This window comes from Nocardioides sp. 31GB23 (genome assembly GCF_040012395.1).
Classification (GTDB): domain Bacteria; phylum Actinomycetota; class Actinomycetes; order Propionibacteriales; family Nocardioidaceae; genus Nocardioides; species Nocardioides salarius.
Map to the genome: position 1 here is coordinate 37,966 of NZ_JBDYKJ010000019.1, position 22,149 is coordinate 60,114.

At 75.7% G+C, this 22,149-nt stretch carries 22 protein-coding genes; 12 read left to right on the forward strand and 10 right to left on the reverse strand.

Annotated elements, in window-relative coordinates; genetic code table 11:
* Positions 1-38: 38 nt before the first annotated feature.
* Positions 39-665: an alpha-ketoglutarate-dependent dioxygenase AlkB gene (locus ABKW28_RS08120; RefSeq protein WP_193668526.1), complete on the reverse strand. Its 627-nt coding sequence runs from the start codon at positions 663-665 to the stop codon at positions 39-41.
* A gap of 151 nt (positions 666-816) precedes the next feature.
* Between ABKW28_RS08120 and ABKW28_RS08125 the strand changes: the two genes are divergently transcribed.
* Complete coding sequence (locus ABKW28_RS08125; protein ID WP_307823023.1) at positions 817-1,536, forward strand: GntR family transcriptional regulator; 720 nt, start codon at positions 817-819, stop codon at positions 1,534-1,536.
* Here ABKW28_RS08125 and ABKW28_RS08130 read toward each other — a convergent pair.
* Positions 1,502-1,873 (reverse strand): hypothetical protein, encoded by a 372-nt coding sequence (locus ABKW28_RS08130; RefSeq protein ID WP_348608083.1) that lies wholly within the window; start codon positions 1,871-1,873, stop codon positions 1,502-1,504. The genes ABKW28_RS08125 and ABKW28_RS08130 overlap by 35 nt on opposite strands.
* A 69-nt stretch (positions 1,874-1,942) precedes the next feature.
* Between ABKW28_RS08130 and ABKW28_RS08135 the strand changes: the two genes are divergently transcribed.
* Positions 1,943-2,206, forward strand: a complete 264-nt coding sequence (locus ABKW28_RS08135) for a DUF4031 domain-containing protein (RefSeq protein ID WP_193668524.1) — start codon at positions 1,943-1,945, stop codon at positions 2,204-2,206.
* A 60-nt stretch (positions 2,207-2,266) separates the two neighbouring features.
* Here the strand turns inward: ABKW28_RS08135 and ABKW28_RS08140 are convergent, their stop codons facing one another.
* Positions 2,267-2,899 (reverse strand): hypothetical protein, encoded by a 633-nt coding sequence (locus ABKW28_RS08140; protein WP_193668523.1) that lies wholly within the window; start codon positions 2,897-2,899, stop codon positions 2,267-2,269.
* A 151-nt stretch (positions 2,900-3,050) separates the two neighbouring features.
* On the opposite strand from ABKW28_RS08140, the gene ABKW28_RS08145 reads away from it, so the two are divergent.
* Positions 3,051-3,425, forward strand: coding sequence for a nuclear transport factor 2 family protein (locus ABKW28_RS08145; RefSeq protein ID WP_193668522.1), 375 nt, complete (start codon positions 3,051-3,053; stop codon positions 3,423-3,425).
* A gap of 31 nt (positions 3,426-3,456) precedes the next feature.
* Here ABKW28_RS08145 and ABKW28_RS08150 read toward each other — a convergent pair whose 3' ends face one another.
* Both ABKW28_RS08150 and ABKW28_RS08155 read right to left on the reverse strand, forming a co-directional pair.
* Positions 3,457-4,383: a hypothetical protein gene (locus ABKW28_RS08150; RefSeq protein WP_348608086.1), complete on the reverse strand. Its 927-nt coding sequence runs from the start codon at positions 4,381-4,383 to the stop codon at positions 3,457-3,459.
* The gene (locus ABKW28_RS08155; RefSeq protein WP_193668520.1) at positions 4,380-5,747 is read right to left on the reverse strand and encodes a carboxypeptidase-like regulatory domain-containing protein; all 1,368 of its coding nucleotides are present in this window, start codon (positions 5,745-5,747) and stop codon (positions 4,380-4,382) included. Before ABKW28_RS08155 ends, ABKW28_RS08150 begins: the two co-directional genes overlap by 4 nt.
* 111 nt (positions 5,748-5,858) lie before the next feature.
* Between ABKW28_RS08155 and ABKW28_RS08160 the strand changes: the two genes are divergently transcribed.
* The gene (locus tag ABKW28_RS08160) at positions 5,859-6,434 is read left to right on the forward strand and encodes an AAA family ATPase (protein ID WP_193668519.1); all 576 of its coding nucleotides are present in this window, start codon (positions 5,859-5,861) and stop codon (positions 6,432-6,434) included.
* Here ABKW28_RS08160 and ABKW28_RS08165 read toward each other — a convergent pair.
* The 4 genes from ABKW28_RS08165 to ABKW28_RS08180 form a co-directional block, all read right to left on the reverse strand.
* Positions 6,414-7,355 carry an oxygenase MpaB family protein gene (locus ABKW28_RS08165; RefSeq protein WP_348608088.1) on the reverse strand — a complete coding sequence of 314 codons (942 nt, stop codon included), beginning with the start codon at positions 7,353-7,355 and terminating at the stop codon, positions 6,414-6,416. The genes ABKW28_RS08160 and ABKW28_RS08165 overlap by 21 nt on opposite strands.
* A gap of 134 nt (positions 7,356-7,489) precedes the next feature.
* Positions 7,490-8,689 carry a phosphoglycerate dehydrogenase gene (gene serA / locus ABKW28_RS08170; protein WP_193668517.1) on the reverse strand — a complete coding sequence of 400 codons (1,200 nt, stop codon included), beginning with the start codon at positions 8,687-8,689 and terminating at the stop codon, positions 7,490-7,492.
* A 101-nt stretch (positions 8,690-8,790) separates the two neighbouring features.
* A complete protein-coding gene (locus tag ABKW28_RS08175) occupies positions 8,791-10,440 on the reverse strand; it encodes a DNA repair helicase XPB (RefSeq protein ID WP_348608091.1) in 1,650 nt (549 codons plus the stop codon).
* 58 nt (positions 10,441-10,498) lie between these two features.
* Entirely contained in the window at positions 10,499-12,769 is a 2,271-nt protein-coding gene (locus tag ABKW28_RS08180; RefSeq protein WP_348608094.1) for a helicase-associated domain-containing protein, read from the reverse strand.
* A 69-nt stretch (positions 12,770-12,838) separates the two neighbouring features.
* On the opposite strand from ABKW28_RS08180, the gene ABKW28_RS08185 reads away from it, so the two are divergent.
* The 5 genes from ABKW28_RS08185 to ABKW28_RS08205 are packed head-to-tail and all read left to right on the forward strand — an operon-like array spanning position 12,839 to position 16,934.
* On the forward strand, positions 12,839-13,657 hold the full coding sequence (locus tag ABKW28_RS08185) for a protein phosphatase 2C domain-containing protein (protein ID WP_348608097.1): 819 nt from the start codon (positions 12,839-12,841) through the stop codon (positions 13,655-13,657).
* Positions 13,654-14,778: an FHA domain-containing protein gene (locus ABKW28_RS08190; RefSeq protein WP_348608100.1), complete on the forward strand. Its 1,125-nt coding sequence runs from the start codon at positions 13,654-13,656 to the stop codon at positions 14,776-14,778. Before ABKW28_RS08185 ends, ABKW28_RS08190 begins: the two co-directional genes overlap by 4 nt.
* Before the next feature lie 5 nt (positions 14,779-14,783).
* Positions 14,784-15,872, forward strand: a complete 1,089-nt coding sequence (locus ABKW28_RS08195; protein ID WP_348608103.1) for an RDD family protein — start codon at positions 14,784-14,786, stop codon at positions 15,870-15,872.
* Positions 15,873-15,903: 31 nt separating this feature from the next.
* The gene (locus tag ABKW28_RS08200) at positions 15,904-16,488 is read left to right on the forward strand and encodes a histone deacetylase (RefSeq protein ID WP_348608106.1); all 585 of its coding nucleotides are present in this window, start codon (positions 15,904-15,906) and stop codon (positions 16,486-16,488) included.
* Positions 16,489-16,499: 11 nt separating this feature from the next.
* On the forward strand, positions 16,500-16,934 hold the full coding sequence (locus ABKW28_RS08205; RefSeq protein WP_193668511.1) for an SRPBCC family protein: 435 nt from the start codon (positions 16,500-16,502) through the stop codon (positions 16,932-16,934).
* Here the strand turns inward: ABKW28_RS08205 and ABKW28_RS08210 are convergent.
* On the reverse strand, positions 16,924-19,104 hold the full coding sequence (locus tag ABKW28_RS08210; protein ID WP_348608108.1) for a S8 family serine peptidase: 2,181 nt from the start codon (positions 19,102-19,104) through the stop codon (positions 16,924-16,926). The genes ABKW28_RS08205 and ABKW28_RS08210 overlap by 11 nt on opposite strands.
* A gap of 192 nt (positions 19,105-19,296) precedes the next feature.
* Between ABKW28_RS08210 and ABKW28_RS08215 the strand changes: the two genes are divergently transcribed.
* From ABKW28_RS08215 to ABKW28_RS08225, 3 genes are all read left to right on the forward strand, one after another.
* Positions 19,297-20,796 carry a haloacid dehalogenase-like hydrolase gene (locus ABKW28_RS08215; RefSeq protein ID WP_348608111.1) on the forward strand — a complete coding sequence of 500 codons (1,500 nt, stop codon included), beginning with the start codon at positions 19,297-19,299 and terminating at the stop codon, positions 20,794-20,796.
* Positions 20,793-21,518 carry a M50 family metallopeptidase gene (locus ABKW28_RS08220; RefSeq protein ID WP_348608114.1) on the forward strand — a complete coding sequence of 242 codons (726 nt, stop codon included), beginning with the start codon at positions 20,793-20,795 and terminating at the stop codon, positions 21,516-21,518. The genes ABKW28_RS08215 and ABKW28_RS08220 overlap by 4 nt, the downstream gene beginning before the upstream one ends.
* Before the next feature lie 99 nt (positions 21,519-21,617).
* The gene (locus tag ABKW28_RS08225; RefSeq protein WP_193668509.1) at positions 21,618-22,013 is read left to right on the forward strand and encodes a cold-shock protein; all 396 of its coding nucleotides are present in this window, start codon (positions 21,618-21,620) and stop codon (positions 22,011-22,013) included.
* Positions 22,014-22,149: the final 136 nt, after the last annotated feature.

A 22,149-nucleotide genomic window follows, 5' to 3' on the forward strand; every position in this document is an offset into this window, starting at 1 on the left:
AACGCCTGTGCCGCCCGCGGCGCCATACCCGTCGAGGACTAGAAGACGTTGAGCGGGCGGAACTGGACCGAGAGCCGCGGGCCGGCGTGCGCGACCTTCGGCACCGCGTGCTCCCAGGTGCGCTGGCAGCTGCCGCCCATGACCAGCAGGTCGCCGTGGCCGGTCTCGAAGACCCGGCTCTCGCCACCGCCGCGCGGCCGCAGGTGCAGCTTGCGCGGGTCGCCCACCGAGACGATGGCCACCATCGTGTCCTGGGTGCTGCCCCGCCCGATGGTGTCGCCGTGCCAGGCCACCGAGTCGCGCCCGTCGCGGTAGTAGCAGCAGCCCGCGGTGCGGAACGGCTCGCCCAGCTCGGGCAGGTAGTGCTCGCTCAGCGCCTGCCTGGCCTGCGTCAGGACCGGGTGGGGCAGCTCCTCACCGATCATGTAGGTGTGCAGCAGGCGCGGCACGTCGACGAGTCGGTCGTACATCTGGCGTCGCTCGGCGCGCCAGGGCACCTGCTCGACGAGGCTGCTCATCACGTCGTCGGGCTCGGGCAGCCAGGAGCGGAGCACGTCGACCCAGGCGCCCTGGCCCAGGTGGTGGCGCTCGAGACCGGCGAGGCCCTCGACCAGGGCGGGCACCCCGCCGGACGGCGCCGCGAAGAGCGTGGTCTGGAAGTCCATGGCCCCATCGTACGACGCATCTCGAACGCGTGTTCGAGATGGTCCGCGGCGTGTCGTCGGCCCGGTACCGCGTCCGGTCGCGGGCCCGGTCGTTGGCCCAATCCCGGGAAAGCCCGGACGCAGGGCGCCGGACCTGTCTAGTCTGCCAGGCGTGGACGACGTGATGGCTCCCCCGGGACGTGCCCTCAAGCACGTGCAGGTGCGGGAGTACGTGCGGACCCTGGTGGGCAGCAGCTCGCCCGGCTCGCCCGCCCCCTCCGAGCGCGAGCTGGTCCAGCGCTTCGGCGTGGCCCGGATGACGGTGCGCCAGGCGATGGACGCGCTGGTCGTGGAGGGGCTCCTGGAGCGGATCCCCGGGCGGGGCACCTTCGTGGCGCGCCCCCGGCGCACCGCCAGCAAGATCACCGGCTACACCGAGGAGATGACGCGTCGCGGCCTGCTGGCCGAGTCGCAGACCCTGCTGGCCCGCCGCGAGCAGGCCGGGCCGGGCGTGGCCCGGGCCCTGTCGCTGACCGAGGGCGACGCGGTCATCCACTGGCGCCGGCTGCGCCGGGCCGACGGGGTGCCGATGTGCCTCGAGGACGCCTACCTCAACGAGGTGCTGCTGCCGGGGTTCCTGCAGCAGGGGATGCCCACCAGCCTCTACGACTCCCTCGACGCCCGGGGCCTGCGCCCGACCTGGGCCGAGGACTCCATCACCGCCGACAAGGCGACCGCCGAGGAGGCGGGGCTGCTCGAGGTCGAGCCGTTCAGCGTGGTGCTGCGCCACTCCCGGCGTGCGCTGTGCGACGACAAGGTCGTCGAGGTCTCACGGACGGTCTACCGCGCCGACCGGTTCACGCTGTGGGTCCAGCTGGGCCAGGACTGCTGAGGGTCCCCAGCGCCGCCACCGCGGTCCCGGACTCCTCGCACACCCACGTCGGGTCCGGCCCGCCGAGGTCGGGGTGGATGTAGAGCGCGTGCTCCGGGGCGTCGCCGCAGCCCAGGCACAGCGGCCAGCGGCCCACCTGCTCGAGCAGCGCGTCCTGCACGTCCTGGGCCACCAGCCCGGCGACGTAGACCACCCCCTCGGGCCACTGCTCGGCCCACCAGGTGCGGGAGGAGACGGCGTCCTCGAGGAGCGAGACGGCCCCCGGGGTCGCGTGGCCGCGGGCCTGGAGGTCGGCCAGCACCCGGGCCCGGGCATCGAAGATCAGGGTGTCGTCCACGTGCCCATTGTCCCCCCGGGGCAAGTCGCACCGGCGCGGCACTGCCCGGCGGCTCGTAGGGTGGCGGGCGTGGGCATCCTCATCGACCCGCCCAACGCGGCCGGGCACGGTCGCCTGTGGTCGCACGTGGCCAGCGACACCTCCTTCGACGAGCTGCACGCCTTCGCCCGCCTGCTCGGGATCCCCGAGCGCGGCTTCGACCGCGACCACTACGACGTGCCCTCCGAGTGGTACGACGACGTGGTCGCCGCGGGCGCCGCGCCGGTCAGCAGCCGCGAGCTGGTGGCCCGCCTGGTCGCCGCCGGCCTGCGCCGGCGCAAGCGCCCCCGCTGACCCGGCCCGAACTTCGCCCCGACCCGGCCCGAACTTCGCCCCGACCCGGCCCGAACCGCCTCAGGACACCTCGCGGTCGGGGACCTCATGGACGCCCAGGCGCGCCAGCTCGGCCTCCAGGTTGGCGCGCGCCGGCGCCTCCCAGCGCTCGCGTGCGTAGGCGGTGTGGAAGAGCGCCGGCTTCCGCGCCAGCCCCACCAGCACCTGCGCGCGGCCCTGGGCGAAGGTCGCGTCGTCGAGGTGGGCGAACTCCGCGCGCACCGCGGCGACGTACTCGTCGTAGCGCTCGCGCGGGGCGGCCAGGATCGCCAGGTCGGCGTCGGAGAGCAGGCAGCCGGAGGTGTCGTCGTCCTCGGGCGTGTGCGTCTCGGTCAGGCGCACGAGCCGCGCCACCTCCTCGACCAGGTCGTCCTCGACCCGACCGGCCAGCGAGTCCTCCGCCCACGCCGCGGACCGCTCCTCGGCGTCGCGCTCGCCGTCGTAGACCGCGTCGTGGAACCACGCCGCCAGCACCACGGGCAGGTGCCGCACGACCGCGCCGTGCTCGCCGATCTCGTCGAGGCGGGTCAGCACCTCGACCAGGTGCTGGACGTCGTGGTAGCCGCGCTGGGGGGAGGCGTAGGCCGCCACCAGCTCCTCGCGCAGGTCGTCGGCGTCGGTCAGGGGCCACCAGGGCCGGGGGTCGTGCAGCATGTGCGGGCGTTCCTCGATCGACGGACGGTGGTGCCGGCAGTGCCGGAGGAGCCATTCAAACGCGCCCGGCCCGCGCACGCTACTCTCGCCGCACCCCACCGAACTGGAACGTGTTCTGGTCGGTGTCGACGACGACGTAGAAGGAGTGGACGTGGCAGCGAGCAACGAGCGGATCCGTGAGGTCGTGGAGTCCTACGTGGCCCTGGTGGCGAGCGGCACCGCTGCCGAGATCGTGGACCTCTTCGCGCCGGGAGCCACCGTCGAGGACCCGGTCGGCTCCGCGGTGCGCACCACCCGCGAGGAGATCGCCGCCTTCTACGGCACCCTCGAGGGGCTGCAGCAGGAGACGAGGCTCGTCGAGTGCCGCATCGCCGGGGGCGAGGCGGCCTTCCACTTCGAGGTCCGCACCACCACCGACGGTGCGACCTTCACCCTGGCGCCCTTCGACGTGATGACCTTCGACGACGAGGGGCGGATCACCAGCATGCGCGCCTTCTGGTCCGACGCCGACATGACCGTCTCCTGAGCCGGCGCTGAGCCGTCTCCGAGCCGGCGGTTCAGACGCGGGTGCTCGGCAGCCGCAGCGACGCCGCGCTCGCGCGCGGGAGGCTGGCGCGCGCCGGCCGGGGCCGTCGTGGCGAGCGGGTCAGGCGCACCGTGCCGAGGTCGACCAGCTGGCCGGCCCCGACGGCGAGGCCGCGCAGGTGCACGCGGTCGACCACGACGTCGCCGGGCCCCGACTTGACCACCACGGTCAGGCCGGCGCGGTCGGGCAGGTCGCCGCCGACCACGAAGCGTCCCTCGCGGTCGGAGCGGGTGCGGGCCAGCAGGGTGCCGCGCGCGTCGCGCAGCTCCACCACCGCGGCGTACGACGCCCGCTCGCCGTCGGCGTCGAGCACGAGGCCGCGCAGCGCACCGCCGACGACGGGGTCGACCCCGCCGGGACGCGAGGCGCCGAGCAGGGGCTGGGCCAGGCGCAGCACCAGCCGCGGAGCCGGGGCGGGGCCGATGCGCACCAGCAGGGGAGTGGCCTGGTGCCAGCGGCTGCGGGCGCCGACGAGCAGGTCGACGCCCCTCGGGAGCCCCGCCAGGGTGAAGACCCCGAGGGCGTCGGAGCGGGTGTGCACCCGGGTGCCGTCGGGGGTCGTCGCCTCCACGAGCGCCTGACGGGCGCGGCCGTCGGCTGCGGTGCGCACGCTGCCGGTCACGGTGGCGCCGGGCGCCAGGCGGACCTCCGCGGCGGTGCGCCAGCCGGCACGGACCTCCACCTGCGCCCGTCCGGGGGCGAGCCGGGCCGGGTCGTGCGAGGAGCGGGCGTCCTCGACCTCGACGCGCCAGGAGCCGGGCGGGACCCGCAGCAGCGTGGTCGTGTCGTGCACCCGCTTGTCGCCCGCGAGGCGCCCGTCGGCGGACCACCAGCGCACCCGGGCGACGCAGGGCCGCGCCCGCACCAGGCGCAGGTCGATGCCGGTACCTGGGGTCATCGTCCAGGTCGTGGCGCGCGAGGAGCGGTGGCGTCGGGGCCGCAGTTGGACTTGTTGTCCTGCTGCGAGGTGGGCAGCTGGGGCAGCTCGAGGATCCCGACGACGGTGTCCTCACCGGTCCGCACCCGGACCCCGTCCGTCTCGGCGGCGGCGTACTTGCAGTAGAAGGTGCCCTGCAGGTAGGGCGGGTTGGCCCCTCCCGGCTGGATCTTGACGGTGATCCCCTCCTGGGAGGTGATCGGGCCGGTGACGGTGAAGATCCCCTCGTCGTCGGTCGTCGCCGAGCCGAGGAGCGCCCCCGCGGCGCTGAAGGCCTGCACCAGCACGTCCTCCATGCCGGCGTCGGGGTGCTCCTGGTCGACCACGGCGCCGGTGATCGTCGCGCCACGCTTGGTCCAGGTGAAGCTGCTGGCCAGGTCGTCCTTGCCGGACTTCACCTTGGCGCCCTTGATCACGCCGCTCTGCGGGAGGTAGCGGCCCACGCCCGGTGCCACCATCCGGTAGCCGCCGGGGAAGAGACCGGAGAAGATGGCCTCGCCACCGCGGGCCCTGACGGTCCAGAACTGCCCGGTCGCCTTGCTGACGGCGGTCACGAACACCTTCTGCTTGACCCGGCCGTCGAGGGTGCTGAGGTCGACCAGCAGCCGGCCGGCCCGGGTGCCCAGGGTGATCGCGGTGTTGCGCACCTGGCCGAGCCCCATCTGGGACAGGTAGGTCGAGCGGCCGACGTACTGCTTCTTGCGGTCGTAGGTGAACAGGGAGTAGCTCCCGGCGGGCAGGCCCCCGAGCGCGAAGCGCCCGCGCTTGTCCGCCTTGACCCGGTAGGACTGCTCGGAGGCGTTGGCGGCCACCACCTCGGCGCCACCGGCGACCTTGCCTCCGGCGCGCACCGTGCCGGTGATCGCGGCTCCGCGCTTCATCCGCACGTTCTTCTGCACCGGCTTGTTCGCGACCTTCACCCTGATGTCGGTCGGTGCGTACTTGCGCACGTTGTACGCCGGGCGCAGGTCGACGAACTGCAGGTAGTAGGTGCCCGGCTGCAGGCTCAGCGAGTAGATGCCGCCGGTGACCTTGCGCTCGTCGAGGTAGGTCCAGTCCTTGGTGAACCACCGCACGCGGTACTTCACGCCCTTGTCGGCGGCCTTGATGCTGCCCCGGACCTTGGTCGTGCGCTCGGCGGTCGCGGGCGCCTGGCGAGCCGCTGCACGGGCCTCGCGCTCGGCGGTGGCCTGGCCCGGCTGCAGGGTCGGCGTCGGCTCTGCCGCTGCCGACGCGGCCGGTGCCAGCAGCAGGGCGGCGGTCACGGCGGCGACGAGCGCGGCGACCAGCGGGCGCTGCGGGCGGCGCGGGAGGTGGTGCCCCATGACGTGTCCTCGGGCTCGGGGGGTGGTGGTTGCACCACTGTGGCAGTCCCACCTCGGGACAGGCTCAAGATCGTGCAAGGCTTCGCTCAAGAATCCCCGTATCCTCCGCGGGTGCCCGCCAGCGACGACCTCCGCGTCCCGGTCGCCCGTCCCCGCCGGGTGCTGGTGGCGGGGCTGAGCGGCGCCGGCAAGACCACCCTCGCCAGGCGCCTCGCGACCCTCCTCGACCTGCCGCACACCGAGCTCGACGCGCTGCACCACGGGGCCTCCTGGGTGCCGCGACCGCAGTTCCTCGACGACGTGCGCGCCCTGGCCGACTCGCCCGCCTGGGTCACCGAGTGGCAGTACTCCGCGGCCCGGCCCGTGCTCGCCGCCCGGGCCGACCTGCTGGTCTGGCTCGACCACCCCTACCCGGTGGCGCTGGCGCGGCTGGTGCGACGCACGGTGCGCCGGCGCGTACGCCGCGAGGTGCTGTGGAACGGCAACGTCGAGGGGCCGCTGCGCGAGGTGCTCACCGACCCCGAGCACGTGGTGCGCTACCAGTGGACGCACCGCCGCAAGTACCGCGACGACCTGGTGCCCCGACTGCGGCGCGAGCGCCCCGGGCTGCCGGTCGTGCGGCTGGGCGGCGACCGCGACGTCGAGCGGTGGCTGGCGGGCCTCGCCTCAGGCCTCGAGCGCCGCTGAGCTCGCCGGTCCCTGGGCGCCCATCGCCCACCGGATCGTCCCGGTCGCCAGCGAGCCGAGCGCCCGCACGACGGTGCGCTCCGAGACCGGCATCCACGGCAGCCGCAGCGGACCGCGCGTCCAGCGGGGCATCATCCCCACGGCGGCCGCGACCAGCACCAGGTAGGGCGCGCGGGCCACTGCCGGCAGCGGCGGCTTGAGCAGCAGGAACCGCACGGCCTCGCGGGCCTCGGGGCTGCCGCGCAGCTCGGGGCGGTAGGCGGCCAGGACCTCGCGCAGCTCGGCCTCGGTGCGCGGCGGGTCGACGGCGCCCAGCCGCCGCGCGACCTCGCCGGCCTGCTCGACGTACTCGTCGCGCCGGGCCTGGTCGAGCGGACGCGCGCCGTAGGTCTGGTGCGCCAGCAGGAACGAGTCGACCTGGGCGGCGTGCACCCAGCCGAGCAGGTGCGGGTCGGAGGCGGCGTACGCCGACCCGTCGGGCATGGTGCCGCGGATCCGCTCGTGGATGCGGCGCACGGCGTCGACGGCCGCCTGGGCGTCGTCGGCGTGGCCGAAGGTCGTCATCGCCAGGTAGGTGCTGGTGCTGGCCAGGCGGCCCCACATGTCGGTGCGGTAGTCGCTGTGCTCGGCGACCCCGCGCATGGCGGCGGGATGCAGGGTCTGCAGCAGCAGCGCGCGGATGCCGCCGACGAACATCGATGCGTCGCCGTGCACCTGCGCGATCGCGCTGTCGGGCGCGAACCAGCGGGGCCCGGGGCGGCCGTGGATGCGGTCGCGCTGACGGGGCCCGTCGGGGCCGGCCACCCGGGCGAAGAGCACGGAGCCCAGGCGCTCACGCACCTCGTCGAGCGGTGCCCCCACCGCGCCCACGGGCACGCGCAGCACCCCTCGAAGCGCCGGGATGCCCTGGCTGCTGGTCATGCCACGAGCCTACGGACGGCCCCTCACCCTCCAGGGCACGCCGACCCGGCCCGGACTTCGCCCCGACCCGGCCCAGACTTCGCCCCGACCCGGCCCGGATCGACCGACCCGGCCCGGATCGACCGCCGAGCCGCTCAGACGTCCCAGGTGCGGACCCAGCGGCAGTGCTCGTTGGCGGCCAGCGCCTCGACCACCTGCGCCGGGATCGCCTCGGTGGAGTCGGTGACCACGTAGCCGAGCTCGCCGGTGGTGGCCAGGTACTGGCCCACGACGTTGGCGCCGGCCTCGGCGATGAGCTGGTTGACCGCCGCCAGCACCCCGGGCACGTTGTCGTGCAGGTAGCCCAGCCGGTGACCGGTCTGCAGCGCCGGGGCGCTCACGGTCGGGAGGTCCACCGAGAGCTCGGTGCGGCCCTCGAGCGCGAAGCCGGCGAGCTTGTTGGCCACGAAGTAGCCGATCTCCTCCTGCGCCTCCTGGGTGGAGCCGCCCACGTGCGGGGTGAGGATCACGTTGTCGAGCCCCCGCAGCGGCGACTCGAAGACGTCGCCCTGGGCCTTGGGCTCGATCGGGAAGACGTCCATGGCGGCGCCGGCGATGTGGCCCGAGAGGATGTGCTCGCGCAGCGACTCGGTGTCGACCACCATGCCGCGGGCGGCGTTGATGAACAGCGAGCGCGGCTTCATCTTCGCGAACTGCTCGGCGCCGAAGAGCCCGGCGTTGCCGGGGCGGCCGTCGACGTGCAGCGAGACCACGTCGGCGCGCTCGAGGAGCTCGTCGAGGGTCTTCATCCGCTGGGCGTTGCCGTGGGCGAGCCGGTCGGCGGTGTCGAAGAAGATGACCCGCAGGCCCATCGCCTCGGCGAGGTTCGACAGCTGGGTGCCGATGTTGCCGTAGCCGACGATGCCCAGGGTGCGCCCGCGGATCTCGTGGCTGCCCTGCGCCGACTTGTCCCAGACGCCGGCGTGCATCTTCTCGGTCTTCTCCGCCAGCCGGCGCGCCAGCACGATGATCTCGCCGATGACCAGCTCGACGACGCTGCGGGTGTTGGAGAACGGTGCGTTGAAGACCGCGACCCCGCGTTCGGCGGCGCCGGCCAGGTCGACCTGGTTGGTGCCGATGCAGAAGCACCCCACCGCGAGCAGGTCGGGCGCGGAGTCGAGCACGCGGGCGGTCACGTTGGTGTTGGAGCGGATGCCGAGCAGGCTCACGCCGGGCAGGGCCTCGACCAGCTCGTCCTCGCTCAGCGAGCGCGTGAGCAGCTCGACCTCGAATCCGCGGCCCTCGAGGATCTCGACGGCCAGGGGGTGGATGTTCTCCAGCAGCAGCGCCTTCACGGCCTCCACCCTAGAGACCTCGGCGGCGTACGACCGACTCGCGGTGCTGGCGTGGACAGCAGGCGGGCCCACCGGCCGTCCGGGCGAGCGTCGGGTGGCGGTCAGGTCGCCAGGTCGGGGATGTCCTCGGCGTCGACGATGCGGTAGGCGTAGCCCTGCTCGGCCAGGAAGCGCTGGCGGTTCTGGGCGAACTCGGCGTCGACGGTGTCGCGCGAGACGACCGTGTAGAACCGGGCCACCTTGCCGTCGTGGCCCGGGCGCAGCAGGCGCCCGAGCCGCTGGGCCTCCTCCTGGCGCGAGCCGAACGACCCGGAGACCTGGATGGCCACCTCGGCGTCGGGCAGGTCGATGGAGAAGTTGGCGACCTTCGAGACGACCAGCAGCCGCTCCTCGCCGGAGCGGAAGGCGTCGAAGAGCCGCTGGCGCTCCTTGACGCTGGTCTCGCCCTTGATGACGGGGGCGTCGAGGGCGGCGGCGAGCTCGTCGAGCTGCTCGAGGTACTGCCCGATGACCAGGGTCGGCTGGTCGGAGTGGCGTTCGACGAGGTCGCGCACCACCTCGGTCTTGCGGTGGGTGCAGGAGGCGATGCGGTAGCGCTCCTCGGGCTCGGAGGTCGCGTAGGCCAGGCGCTCGTCGTCGGGCAGCGTGACGCGCACCTCGACGCAGTCGGCCGGTGCGATCCAGCCCTGCGACTCGATGTCCTTCCAGGGCGCGTCGTAGCGCTTGGGCCCGATCAGCGAGAACACGTCGCCCTCGCGGCCGTCCTCGCGCACCAGGGTGGCGGTCAGCCCGATCCGGCGCCGGGCCTGCAGGTCGGCGGTCATCCGGAAGATCGGCGCGGGCAGCAGGTGCACCTCGTCGTAGACGATCAGGCCCCAGTCGCGGGCGTCGAGCAGCTCGAGGTGGGGGTAGACGCCCTTCCGCTTCATCGTCAGCACCTGGTACGTCGCGATGGTCACCGGACGCACCTCCTTGACCGCGCCGCTGTACTCCCCGATCTCGTCGGCGGTCAGCGAGGTGCGCCGCACCAGCTCGTCCTTCCACTGCCGCGCCGAGACGGTGTTGGTGACCAGGATCAGCGTGGTGGCCTTGGCGTGCGCCATGGCCGAGGCCCCCACGAGGGTCTTGCCGGCGCCGCAGGGCAGCACCACGACACCCGAGCCGCCGTGCCAGAACGACTCGGCGGCCTCGCGCTGGTAGTCGCGCAGCGTCCAGTCGCTCTCGTCGAGGTCGATGGGGTGCGCCTCGCCGTCGACGTAGCCCGCGTAGTCCTCGGCGGGCCAGCCGATCTTGAGCAGCGCCTGCTTGAGGTTGCCGCGCTCGGAGGCGTGCACCACGACGGTGTCGGGGTCGACGCGCTCGCCGAGCATGCCCTGCACCTTCTTGGCGCGCAGCACCTCCTCGAGCACCGGTCGGTCGGTGGTGGCCAGGGTGAGCCCGTGGGTCGGGTGCTTCTCGAGGCGCAGGCGGCCGTAGCGCGCCATCGTCTCGGCGACGTCGACCAGCAGCGAGTGCGGCACGGCGTAGCGGCTGAACTCCAGGAGCGTGTCGACGACCTGCTCGGCGTCGTGGCCCGCGGCGCGCGCGTTCCACAGCCCCAGCGGGGTCAGGCGGTAGGTGTGGATGTGCTCGGGGGAGCGCTCCAGCTCGGCGAACGGCGCGATCGCCTTGCGGCAGTCCTGTGCGCGCTCGTGGTCGATCTCGAGCAGGAGGGTCTTGTCCGACTGGACGATGAGAGGGCCGTCTGTCACCGGGCAAGCCTACGGGCGCCCCGGGCGGGGCGTGCGGGCCGAGCCCGCCGAGGGTCGCTCAGGGCGCGACGGGGGCGACCGAGGTGATCCGGTGCACCGCGAAGGAGCGCAGGTCGTCGGCGCGGTGGTCGTGCGCGGTGAGGGTGCCGCCCTCGACGCTGCGCGGGTCGACGACCCGCTCGGAGCGGGTGCCGTGGTTGTCGACGTAGCCGATCAGCACGCTGGCGCCGGTCTCGACGGCCTCGCGCAGCGCCGCCAGCGAGCCGGAGGGGCTCAGCGCCTGGCCGGCTCCGGCCGGTCGGCTCGAGGCGGCCCGGTCGCCGGCGCGCACGGCGGTGACCACGGCCGAGACGGTCGCGCTGCCGCGGGCGGCCCGCAGCCCCTCGGGGCGGCGGTCGCGGGGCGTGCGCGCGCGCAGCTGGTCGGGGCGGGCGACGCGCACGGTGCCGTCGGGCCCCTCGACCACGGGCGCGGCGCCGAGCTCGCGCAGCCGCGGCAGCAGCACGTCGAGCGGGGTGGTGGAGACCAGCACGGTGGGCGCGATGCGGCGCAGGCCGAGGGAGGCGGCCCGGGGGTGGTGCAGCACCTCGCTGAGCGCGGCCTCGTCGTCGGCGCGCAGGAACGCCTCGGCGTGCCCGACGCGGATCGAGCCGAAGGTGCGGGCGGTGTCGTCGACGAGGTAGGTGAGCGGCTGGGGCACCGGGGTGCGCGAGACCGAGGAGATGAAGTCGTGCACCTCGACGGCCGACCACCCGGTGTCGAGCGCGCGGCGCACCGACGAGGAGGTGAAGCGGTAGACCGTCGCGCCGCCGCGCGACTCGACGTCGGCCAGCAGCTGCAGCCGCTTGGCGAGCGTCGACTCCAACGGCCCCGGCGCCACGGCGGTGAGGTCGGCCTGCAGCAGCACGTGGTCGACCGGCGCCGGCACCAGCGCGTCGAGGGCCGCGACACCGGCGGCGGTCTCGTCGCCGCCCGCCAGCGCCCGGGCGTACGACGCCAGCCCGCCCAGGCCGCCGACCCCGAGCGCCTCGGCCTCGCCGACGGCCCACGCGACCTGGTCGGCGCGGGTGCGGGGCCGGCGCGGGCGCAGCCAGGCGACCCGGGCCACGAGCGCGGGCAGGCCGGTGCCGGAGGCCAGCACCTGCCCGGGAGGCAGGGCGGCCAGCTCGCGCAGGGTCAGCTGCCGGGTCTCGACCTGGTGGACGCCGGAGAGCTCGGGCGCCAGGGCGTTCCACGTCTTGCCGGCGGGGTCGCGGGTGCCCACCAGCCCGGGCAGCCGGTTGCTGTCCCACCAGGCACGGGCCAGCACCCACCAGCGCTCGGCGGGCGAGCGGGTGCTCCACCGGTCGAGCTCGTCGGTCGGCAGCCACGCGGCCTCGCCCTCGGCTGCGTGGCCGGTGGCCAGCAGGCCGGCGGCCGACGCGGTCTCGACCAGCAGGGCCGTCGTGGTCTCGTCGACGTGCAGCAGCACCGACGCGGCGCGCAGGTCGCGCACGGCCAGCCCGCCGCTGCGCAGCGCGGCCGGCGGGTGGGTGCCCCAGTGGTCGAGCAGCAGCTCCACGCGGCGTACGGCCTCGAAGGCGGCGCCGGCGGCGACCTTGTCGACCATGGCCGCGGACCGCTCGACCGTGGGCAGGGCGGGCACGTCGTCGACGCGGTCGGTGGTGGTGCGCCCGCCGCGCAGCACCAGCCCGACCTCGCCGGGCAGCACCACCGACCCGCCGCCGCGGGGCACCAGCAGCCGCCGGGCCAGCAGCTCCTCGGCGGGCGTGGCGGCCTCGGCGGGGGTGACGGTGTGGCGCGAGGTGCCGGTCGTGGCCTCGCCGCCGTGGTCGAGGACGTGCTCGAGCAGGGTGCGCGCCGGGGCCGAGAGCTCGTCGAGCCGCTGGACCACCACCTCGGCCGCCATCGGCTCGGGCGAGCGGCTGCGCAGGCCGCTGACCCCCGCGCCCGGTCCGCCGGCCAGGCCCTCGGCGACCCCGCTGAGCGCGCGTGGCCCGGTGGGGGAGTCCCACACGAGCGCGAGGTCGGTGAGGTGCTCGAGCGCGGCCGTGGTGGCGGCGGGGTCGGCGTGCACGATCGAGACGAGTTCGGCGCGGGTGGTTTGGCCCGCGACGACGAGGGCATCTAGGACGCAGAGCTCGAGCCGGGTCAGCTGGTCGAGCGCACGCAGCAGCGAGGACCGGGTGGCGGCACGAGACGCCAGCTGGCCGGAGTCGTGAGGGGCCGGAGTGGCGAGATCGGGACGGGCCAGCAGCAAGCGGGACAGGCGCGCGTCCGGCCAGCTGCGCAGCTGGTCGGCGAGCGTGCGGAACCCCTCGGCAGACATCCCTCCCACGCTAGCGGCACCGGCCCAGGAGACGGCACGCGACGCCGTGGTCGAGACGGTGGCCGGCTGATGCGCGTCGAGCTGCACCACGGGGCCGCCACCGACGTCGGGCTGGTGCGCGAGGTCAACGAGGACGCCTTCCTGGTCGCCCCGCCGGTCTTCGTCGTCGCCGACGGGATGGGCGGCCACGACGGCGGGGACGTGGCCAGCGCGATCGTCGTCGAGGAGTTCGCCCGCCTCGCCGACGCCGGCTACGACCCGCGGCGCGGCGCCGAGGTGGTGGCCGCGACCCTCGAGGAGTGCCGACGCCGCATCGAGGCGTACGGCGCCGAGCAGCGCGCCGCCGGGCAGAGCGCCTTCTCGGCGGGCACCACCGCTGTGGTCGGGCTGCTCGTCGAGGACGACGGCCAGCCCCAGTGGCTGCTGGCCAACCTCGGCGACTCGCGTGCCTACCGCTTCGACGGTGGGCGCCTCGACCAGGTCAGTGTCGACCACTCCGTGGTGCAGGAGCTCGTCGACGCCGGTGCCATCACCGCCGACGCGGCCGCCCACCACCCCGAGCGCCACGTGATCACCCGGGCGCTCGGCAGCACCGAGAGCTCCGAGGCCGACTACTTCCTGCTCCCGCTGCCGGCGGTCGAGCGGCTCGTGCTCTGCAGCGACGGCGTGAGCGGGATGATCGAGGACGACGAGCTGGCCGGCATCCTCGCCGCGACCGCCGACCCGCGCGACGCCGCCGATGCCGTGGTGGCCGCGGCCCTGGCCGCCGGGGGCCGTGACAACGCCACCGTCGTGGTCGTCGATGTGGTTGGGTTGGCCCACGACCATCCCTACGACTCCGAGCAGCAGCGACTGAGCCTGGAGCAGAAGCTGGGAGCCCTGCCGTGACCTCCCCCGACGCCGCCGCGGTCCCGCCCCGGGCCTACCTGCCCGGTGACTGGTACGTCGTCCTGGGCCCGCGCGTGGTCGTGGCCCTGCCGGCCTCGGAGCCGGAGCGCGCTGCGCGGGCGTGGTCGCTGCTCGACGCCGGCGCCGGCGCCGACGAGCTGCTCGACGCCCTGCTCGGGAGCGGGCTGAGCACCCTGGCCGGGCTCGCCCTGGTCAGCGAGCACGACGACGCCACCACCCGGGTGCTGCTGCGCGGCGCCGCACGGTGGTCGGCCCAGGCGCAGGACGGCGAGGCCCGGGGCAGCGGCGAGGGCGCCTCGACCTGGAGCGAGGTGCTGGTGCGCGACGTCGGGTCCTGGCGGCTCGACCTCCCCGGCGGCCCCGGCGGCCACGGCGGCCCCGGTGCCCACGCCGGCGCCTCCGACGAGCCGGGGCTGCGCGTCGCCGGCGGCCTCGTGCGGGCCTCCTGCGTGCTCCACGGGGAGCCCGACGCGGACCCCGATCCGGAGCCGCAGCTGCAGCCGGAGCCGCACCCCGACCCCGACCCCGAGCTCGACCCAGAGCCGGAGCCGGAGCAGACGACCCCGACCCCGCCGGCGGCTCCCGTCGAGGCGGGCCCCGCCGGCGAGGCTTCGGCGGCCCCCGAGGCCTGGGGTCCCGGGGAGTCCGACCACGACGGGATGACCAAGGGCGGTGAGTGGGGCGAGGACCTCTGGCGGCACCGGCCGGGCATCCCGGGCCAGCCGCAGCCGCCCAGCGTCACCGCCAGCCCCGTGGCCCGGCTGGTGGTCTCCCACGGCGAGGAGGTCGAGGTCGACCGCGTGGTGCTGGTCGGCCGCGCCCCCGAGGCCCGCCGCTTCACCTCGACCGAGCAGCCTCGCCTCGTCACGGTGCCCAGCCCCCAGCAGGAGATCTCCTCCACCCACCTCGAGGTCCGACCGGGCTCGGGCGCCGACCACGGCAGCGCCGTGGTCACCGACCTCGGCTCGACCAACGGCACCGTGCTGGTGCAGCCCGGGCTGCCGCCCGAGCCGCTGCAGCCCGGCATCGCGGTGCAGCTGATCCCCGGCGCGATCCTCGACCTCGGTGACGGGGTCAGCATCCAGGTCGTCCGGCCCTGAGCGCCGTGCCAGCCTCCACCGTGCCGCCGGGGCCCCCGCCGCCCGCGCCCCCGCTGCCGGCGCCGCCTCGGTTGCCGGTCGCCGACCTCGAGCGCCGTTACTACGCCCACGCGGTCGACCGCGGCCTGGCCTGGTCGTCGTACGCCGCCGTCGGCGGGCTGGCCGGGTGGCTGCTCGACGACCCGCTGGTGGTGGTGGCCCTGGTGCTGGGCTGGGTGCTGGCGCTCCAGGTCGCTCTCGCGGTGCTGCTGGGCCTGCGCGGCCTGAGCCCCGGCAAGGCGCTGCTGGGCCTGCGGGTCGTCTCCGAGCGCACCGGCGGTCCGGTCGGGGTCGCGCCGGCACTGCTGCGCGGCCTGGTCGTGGGCCTGGCCGGAGTGCCGACGCTGCTCCTCGGCGCCGCGACCCTCGCCTGGACCAGCGCCGCCGACCGGGACCGTCGGCGCCGCGGTTGGCACGACCACCTCGCCGGCAGCGTCGTGGTCGACCTGCGTCCGGTGCCCGTCAGCGAGGAGGTCGAGGAGGTCCGGCCCCGGTCCATCGTCAACCTCACCGCGATGCGCCTGATGCCGACGCCGCAGCCGGCCCCCACCACTCCGGGCACCGGCACCGGCACCGGCACCGTCTCGCCCGCCCCGGCGCAGCCCGCGGCAGCGTCGAGCGCGCCCCGCCCGCCCGGAGCGCGTCGCCGGGCCGTGCCCACCGACAGCCCGACAGCCGGCCCGACGGCTGGCCCGGCACCCGGTCCGGCACCCGCCCCGGCGGGCGGATGGGTCGTCGAGCTGGACTCCGGGGAGCAGGTCGCGGTCGAGGGCCTGGTCCTGCTGGGTCGCGGCCCCGTGGCCCGCGCCGGCGAGCAGGTGCGCCGCCTGGTGCCGCTGCGCTCGCAGGACATGTCGGTCTCCAAGACCCACGCCCAGCTCCAGGTCGCACCCGACGGCGCCCTGGTGGTGATGGACCGCGGCTCCACCAACGGCTCGGTGGTGGTGCGCTCGGGGGTGGCCCGCGAGCTGGCCGCGGGCAAGCCGGTGACCCTCCTCGACGGCGACGTGGTGCGCCTGGGCGACCGCTCGCTGCGCGTGGGCCGCGCCCGCTGAGCGCGGCGTCCTCGCTACGGTGGAGGGCCTGATGACCCACGTCTGGTACGTCGCCTACGGCTCCAACCTCAGTCTCGACCGCCTCACCTGCTACGTCGAGGGCGGCTGTCCGCCCGGCGGCACCCGCGCCCACCCCGGGGCCCGCGACCGCACCCCGCCGCTGCGCAGCATCCCCGTCGACCTGCCCGGCACCACCTACTTCGCGGGACGCTCCGCGCAGTGGGGTGGGGCGGTGGCGTTCTACGACCACGCGACCCCCGGGCGCACCGCCGCCCGCGGCTACCTGGTCAGCGCGGGCCAGTTCGCCGACATCGCCGCCCAGGAGATGCACCGCGACCCGCGCGCCGACGACCCGCTCGAGCAGCTGGTGCTCGCCCCGTTGCCCGACGGCCGCCACGAGGTCGGCCCCGGTGGCTACGAGACCGTCGTCGACGTGGGCCGCCACGACGGTGCGCCGATGCTGACCTTCACCGCGCCGCACACCGCGGCGACCGCCGAGCGCTCGCGTCCCTCCGCGGCCTACCTCGCCACGATGGCCCGCGGGCTGGGCGAGGCGCACGGCTGGGAGGAGCCGGTCGCGCACGACTACCTGGCGGGATTGCAAAATCTGGCCTAGGTTCCACCGTCATGGCCTTCGCGCACACCGAGACCGCCTCGACCTCCGCCTCGCCGGAGCACGTCTGGGCGCTGTGGTCCGACACCTCGACCTGGCCCCAGTGGGACCCGAGCGTCGAACGGGTGGTGCTCGACGGGCCGTTCCGCCTCGGCACCACCGGCACCATGAGCCTGTCCGGCGGGGTGCGCGCGCCCTTCACCCTCGTCGAGGTGAGTCCCGACGCGCGCTACTGCGACGAGCTGGTCGTCGGCGAGCTGTGCATCCGCATCGACCACCGGGTCGAGGCGACCGGCCAGGGCGCGGAGATCACCGTCGAGACCACCGTCGAGGGCCCGGGGGCCGACGACGTCGGTCCGATGGTCGTGGCCCACGCCCCGCAGGCGCTGCGGACGCTGGTCGAGCTGGCCCAGGCGCGCGCCGCGGCCGCCCAGCGCGTCAGCGGCTGAGCTGCACCGGCACGCGGGTGCGGGTGCCGTCGCCGCCGCGCCACAGCACCACGCCGTCGTCGCTGGTGCGGGTGCCTCCGGCGACCCGCACCGTGTAGGTCGCCGACTCGCCCGGGGCCAGGCGCAGCGCAGCGGGGCTCACGCTGACGTCGTGCGCCTCGAAGCCGGCCGTGGAGGAGGAGAAGTAGCGCGCCCTGCTGCTGGTGTTGGTCACGGTGCGGGTGGTCGTCGACCGAGCGCCGCTCAGCAGCACCGAGGGCAGGTTCAGGGGGCGGCCGGAGGGCAGCGCACCCTCCAGCCAGGTGCGGTAGTCCTCGACCGCCAGGTCGTGGACCAGCCCGGGGCGCAGCGCCCGGACTCCACGCACCCGGCCCGACCCGGCCGCCAGGGCCGGGGTGCCCGGCACGGCGTCGGCGGTGCCGACCAGCGCGGAGCGCACCCACGCCGAGCTCCACCCTCGGCGCGCCAGGAGCCGGGCGGCGGTGCCGCTGGTCCACGCCGTGGCCGGTGAGGTGCCGGTCTGGGTGTCCCAGCGCCGTCCGACCGCGCGCGTCGGGGCCGCGCCCACCAGCCCGGAGCCGGGGGCGACGAGGTCGGGCTTGAGCACCGGCCCGGCCGGGTCGCCGGTGGCCGAGAAGCCCAGCACCTCGAGATCGCGTGCGCGGGCGCCGCGCGGCACCAGCCGCACCTTGGCGCCCGGGTGCTCGCGCGCCCAGCGGCGTACGACGCCGGCGTCGGTGGCGCCCAGGTGCACGGTGGCCACGCTGTGGAAGTCGGCGTCCACGGAGTCGGGACCGCTGTTGAGCAGGATCATGCCGACCCCGTCGGCGCGCTGCACGGCAGCGGACTTGTCGGTGCGGCCCACCCCGCCGCGCTCGCACAGCACGATGCGCCCGCCCACCTCGGCGGCGTCCAGGCTGCCGGGCGTGCACAGGGAGGCCTGCTCCCGGGTGGCGGCGGGGGCGGCCACGTCGGCGCCACGCACGAGCCGGGCCGGGCCGACCCCCTCGTCGGCGAGCATCGCGCCGTCGACGCGGGGACCGTCGGAGCCCAAGCGCACCCGCCCCTCGTGGGTGGTGCCGGTGCTGGCGCCCACCGTGGTGACCCAGGGGGAGGGGTGCGCGGCGGTGCCGTCGGAGCGGTCTCCGGCCGCGGCGACCACGACTGTGCCGGCCTCGGCGGCCCCCAGCAGCGCGACCTCGACGGTGTCGAGCCGGGGCGGTCCGCCGACCGACAGGTTGAGCACGTCGACGCCGTCGTCGGTGGCACGGTCGATGGCGGAGACCAGGTCGGCGGTGGCACAGCCGTCGTCGGAGGGGTCGGGGGCGCTCCAGCAGGCCTTGTAGACGGCGATGCGTGACTGCGGGGCGACACCTGCGTAGCGGCCGAGGTCCTCGTCCCCCACGCGCACGGCCACCTCGGCGTTGCCGGCGGCGATCGAGGCCATGGCGGTGCCGTGCCCGTCGTCGTCGCGCGGGGAGAGCGACGAGGAGGCCTTGACCCGGTCGGCGCCGAAGCCCTCGACGAACCAGTCTCCGGCCACGACCTTGCCGTTGCAGGTGGCCGGGCCCCAGTCGTCGGCGTCGGCGCAGACGCCCCCGAAGCCGGTGGGCGCCGGGCCGAGCCCGGGCGCCGAGGAGAAGACCGGGCCGTCGGGGTCGAGGCCGGTGTCGACGAAGCCGATCACCACGCCCTGGCCGCCGCGGGTCCGGGCCGACGGGCTCAGCCCCGCGGTGTCGGCACCCGGGTCGGCGGCGGAGGCCGCCAGCGGCCGGACGCTGCTGGGCTCGACCATCGCGACGCCCGGCGTGGCCGAGAGCCGGGTGGCCTGGTCGGTGCTGAGCTCGACGGCGACCCCGTTGAGGGCGGTGGTCCAGCGGTAGACCGGCTCGGGCGCCTCCACCGACTCCAGCACCCGCTCCTGGCGGGTGCGCATCCGCAGCTTCTGCAGCCCGCGGTCGAGCTCGGAGGACGTGCCCGCCGTGCCGGGACCCTCGAGGGTCACCAGGTAGAGCTCGGCGCCGCGCCCGCCGGGGCCGTCGGCCCCGGGCACGGCCTGGCCGGGGGAGGCCGCCGCGAGGAGCCCCGCCGCGCCGGCCGCCAGCGCGCAGCCGGCCGCGAGCACGCGGCGTACGCCGTGGTGCGCGGGGCGGGTGCGGGGCTCGGGCACGGGTGCTCCTGGCTGGTTCATGGCTGGGTGCGGGCTGGGTGCGGGCTGGGTGCAGGCTGGGTCGGCGGCCGGTCCGGGGACCGGTGCTCGGGCCGAGCTGCCCATTGTGACCGACGAGGCGGTCCGACGACAGCCGAACGCCGGGGTTGTGGACGACGAGGGCTCCCAGGCGCTTCGTCTACCCTCGGGGCCGTGCCTGCCCCGAGCCCCTCCACGGCCCCGTCGGCCCCCGGCCTGGCGGTGGGCTTCGACTTGGACATGACGCTCATCGACTCGCGGCCCGGCATCGCCGCGGTGCTGGAGACGCTGGCCGTCGAGCTGGGCGTCACGCTGCCGGTCGAGGAGATGACCCGGCGGCTGGGGCCGCCGCTCGACCTGATGCTCGAGCCGCACCTGGCCCGTGAGGCGGTCGGGCCCGCGGTCGACCGGTTCCGGGAGCTCTACCCCGAGCGGGCCGTCGCCGGGGCCCTCGCCCTGCCCGGCGCCGCCGAGGCGCTGGCCGCCGTGCGCGCCCACGCGGGCCGCGTCGTGGTGGTCACCGGCAAGCACACCCCCAACGCCCGGCTGCACGTGGAGCACCTGGGCCTCGACGTCGACCTCGTCGAGGGCCGGGTGTGGGGCGTCGGCAAGGCCGAGGTGCTGCGCCGCGAGGGCGTCTCGGTCTACGTCGGCGACCACGTGCACGACGTCGAGGGGGCCCTGGCCGCCGGCGCGACGAGCGTGTCGGTGCTCAGCGGCGGGGCGACCCGTGAGGAGCTGCGGGCCGCCGGCACCCACGTCGTGCTCGACGACCTCGCGCAGTTCGCGCCCTGGCTCGACGAGCACCTGCTCGACCGGCGCACCGCCGCCCTCGAGGCCGACCTGCGCGCCCGCGGCTCGCTGCTCGTCGCCTACAGCGGCGGCGCCGACTCGGCCCTGCTGCTCGCTGCGGCCGTGCGGGTGCTCGGCGCCGACCGGGTCGCGGCCGCCACCGGCTACTCCGACTCGTTGCCGCAGGCCGAGCGCGACCCCGCCCGCGAGCTCGCCCGGTCGCTGGGGGTGCGGGTGCTGACCCCGCGGACCCACGAGATGGAGCGCCCCGGCTACCGCGCCAACCAGGGCGACCGCTGCTTCTTCTGCAAGGCCGAGCTCCTCGACACCCTGGTGCCGCTGGCGGCCGAGCACGGGCTGGCGCACGTGGCCACGGGCACCAACGCCGACGACGTGGTCGCCGGCTTCCGGCCCGGCATCCGCGCGGCCGCCGAGCGGGGGGCGCTGACGCCGCTCGCCGACGCGGGCCTGACCAAGGCACAGGTGCGTGAGGTCTCCCGGCGCTGGGCCCTGCCGACCTGGGACAAGCCGGCCGCGGCCTGCCTGTCCTCCCGCGTCGCCTACGGCATCGAGGTCACCCCGCACCGGCTGGCCCGCGTCGAGCGCGCCGAGAGCGCGGTGCGCGAGGTGCTGGCCGGCGCCGGCGTGGGGGTGCGCGACCTGCGGGTGCGCGACCTGGGTGGGGCGTCCGACGCCGCACGCGCCAGCATCGAGGTCGACGCCGCGCTGCTCGGCGGGCCGCTGGCCGAGGGGCGCGGCCTGGTCGAGGAGCTGTGCGCCGCCGTGCGGCGTACCGGCTTCGCGAGCGCCGAGCTCTCGCGCCGCGGCTTCCGCTCCGGGTCGATGAACGAGCTGCTCGCCGAGCCCGAGCGGTGGCGGTGAGCCCGGGCGAGGTGGCCGAGCGCCTCTGGGACGAGGTGACCTCGCGCCAGCCGCTGCCCGACGCCTCGCTGGTGCTGCTGTCGGGAGCCGTGGCGCTCGCGCTGGTCTGGTGGCCCACCACCTGGCCGCTGGTGCGCCTGGGCGTCACGGTGGTCCACGAGGCGGGCCACGCCGTGGTCGCGGTGCTGGTCGGGCGGCGCCTGCAGGGCATCCGGCTGCACTCCGACACCTCGGGGGTCACCCTGTCGCGCGGGCGGCCGCGCGGGCCGGGGATGGTGGCGATGCTGGCCGCCGGCTACCTCGCGCCCGCCGCCGTCGGGCTCGGCGCGGCCCTGCTGCTCGCCGACGGGCGCGGCCTCGCGCTGCTGTGGCTGCTGGTGGCGCTGCTGGTCGCGCTGCTGGTGTGGGTGCGCAACGTGTACGGCGTGGTGGTGCTCGTCGTCGCGGGCGCCGGCGTGGTCGCGGTGACCTGGTGGGCGCCGCCGCTGGCGCAGTCGGTGCTGGCCCTGCTGGTGGCCTGGCTGCTGCTGCTCGCCGCGCCCCGGCCGCTGCTGGAGCTGTGGGGGCGCGGCGCGCGGGGGCGACGGGGCTCCGACCCGGACCAGCTGGCCCGGCTGACCCGGCTGCCCTCGGTGCTGTGGGTGGTGCTGATGCTGCTGGCCAACCTCGCCGGGCTGGTCGTCGGCGTCGCGACCCTGGCCCCCGACCTGCTGCAGCGCTGAACCGGTTGGTGTGCCGCGCCCGCGCCTGCCTATCCTTTGCCGTCCGGCGCTCTCGCCGGGCTGCAGACCCGACGACGACCAGAGACCGAGGACGCTGCTGTGCCCAGAGGCAAGGTGAAGTGGTACGACGCCGACAAGGGCTTCGGCTTCCTGTCGCAGGAGGACGGCCCCGACGTGCACGTGCGCGCCGAGGCGCTGCCCGAGGGCACCACGACCCTCAAGGCCGGCACCCGCGTCGAGTTCGGCATCGCCCAGGGCCGGCGCGGTGACCAGGCGCTGCAGGTGCGGGTGCTCGACCAGCCCGCCTCGGTCAGCCGCAACCAGCAGGCCGCGCGCCGCAAGCGTCCCGACGACATGGCCCCCATCGTCGAGGACCTGATCCGCCTGCTCGACGGCGTCAGCGAGACCTACCGCCACGGCCGGCACCCCGACGCGCGCACCGCCGCCCCCGTCGCCAAGCTGCTGCGGGCCCTCGCCGACGAGCTCGAGCGCTAGGCCGGCCGCGAGATTCATCGGGTACCCGATGAACCTCGCGCTGCCCGACTGAACCTTCATGGAGGTAGCGCCAGTTCCGTCGGGTGCCCGATGAATCTCCCGCCGGCCGGGGGACCCCCCGAGCCGGTACGGCGTC

Coding starts and splice junctions, on each gene's coding strand:
- ABKW28_RS08120 (WP_193668526.1), bottom strand. CDS start 665: ATGGACTTCCAGACCACGCTCTTCGCGGCGCCGTCCGGCGGGGTGCCC.
- ABKW28_RS08140 (WP_193668523.1), bottom strand. CDS start 2,899: ATGCTGCACGACCCCCGGCCCTGGTGGCCCCTGACCGACGCCGACGAC.
- ABKW28_RS08150 (WP_348608086.1), bottom strand. CDS start 4,383: ATGACCCCAGGTACCGGCATCGACCTGCGCCTGGTGCGGGCGCGGCCC.
- ABKW28_RS08155 (WP_193668520.1), bottom strand. CDS start 5,747: ATGGGGCACCACCTCCCGCGCCGCCCGCAGCGCCCGCTGGTCGCCGCG.
- ABKW28_RS08165 (WP_348608088.1), bottom strand. CDS start 7,355: ATGACCAGCAGCCAGGGCATCCCGGCGCTTCGAGGGGTGCTGCGCGTG.
- ABKW28_RS08180 (WP_348608094.1), bottom strand. CDS start 12,769: ATGTCTGCCGAGGGGTTCCGCACGCTCGCCGACCAGCTGCGCAGCTGG.
- ABKW28_RS08185 (WP_348608097.1), top strand. CDS start 12,839: ATGCGCGTCGAGCTGCACCACGGGGCCGCCACCGACGTCGGGCTGGTG.
- ABKW28_RS08200 (WP_348608106.1), top strand. CDS start 15,904: ATGACCCACGTCTGGTACGTCGCCTACGGCTCCAACCTCAGTCTCGAC.
- ABKW28_RS08205 (WP_193668511.1), top strand. CDS start 16,500: ATGGCCTTCGCGCACACCGAGACCGCCTCGACCTCCGCCTCGCCGGAG.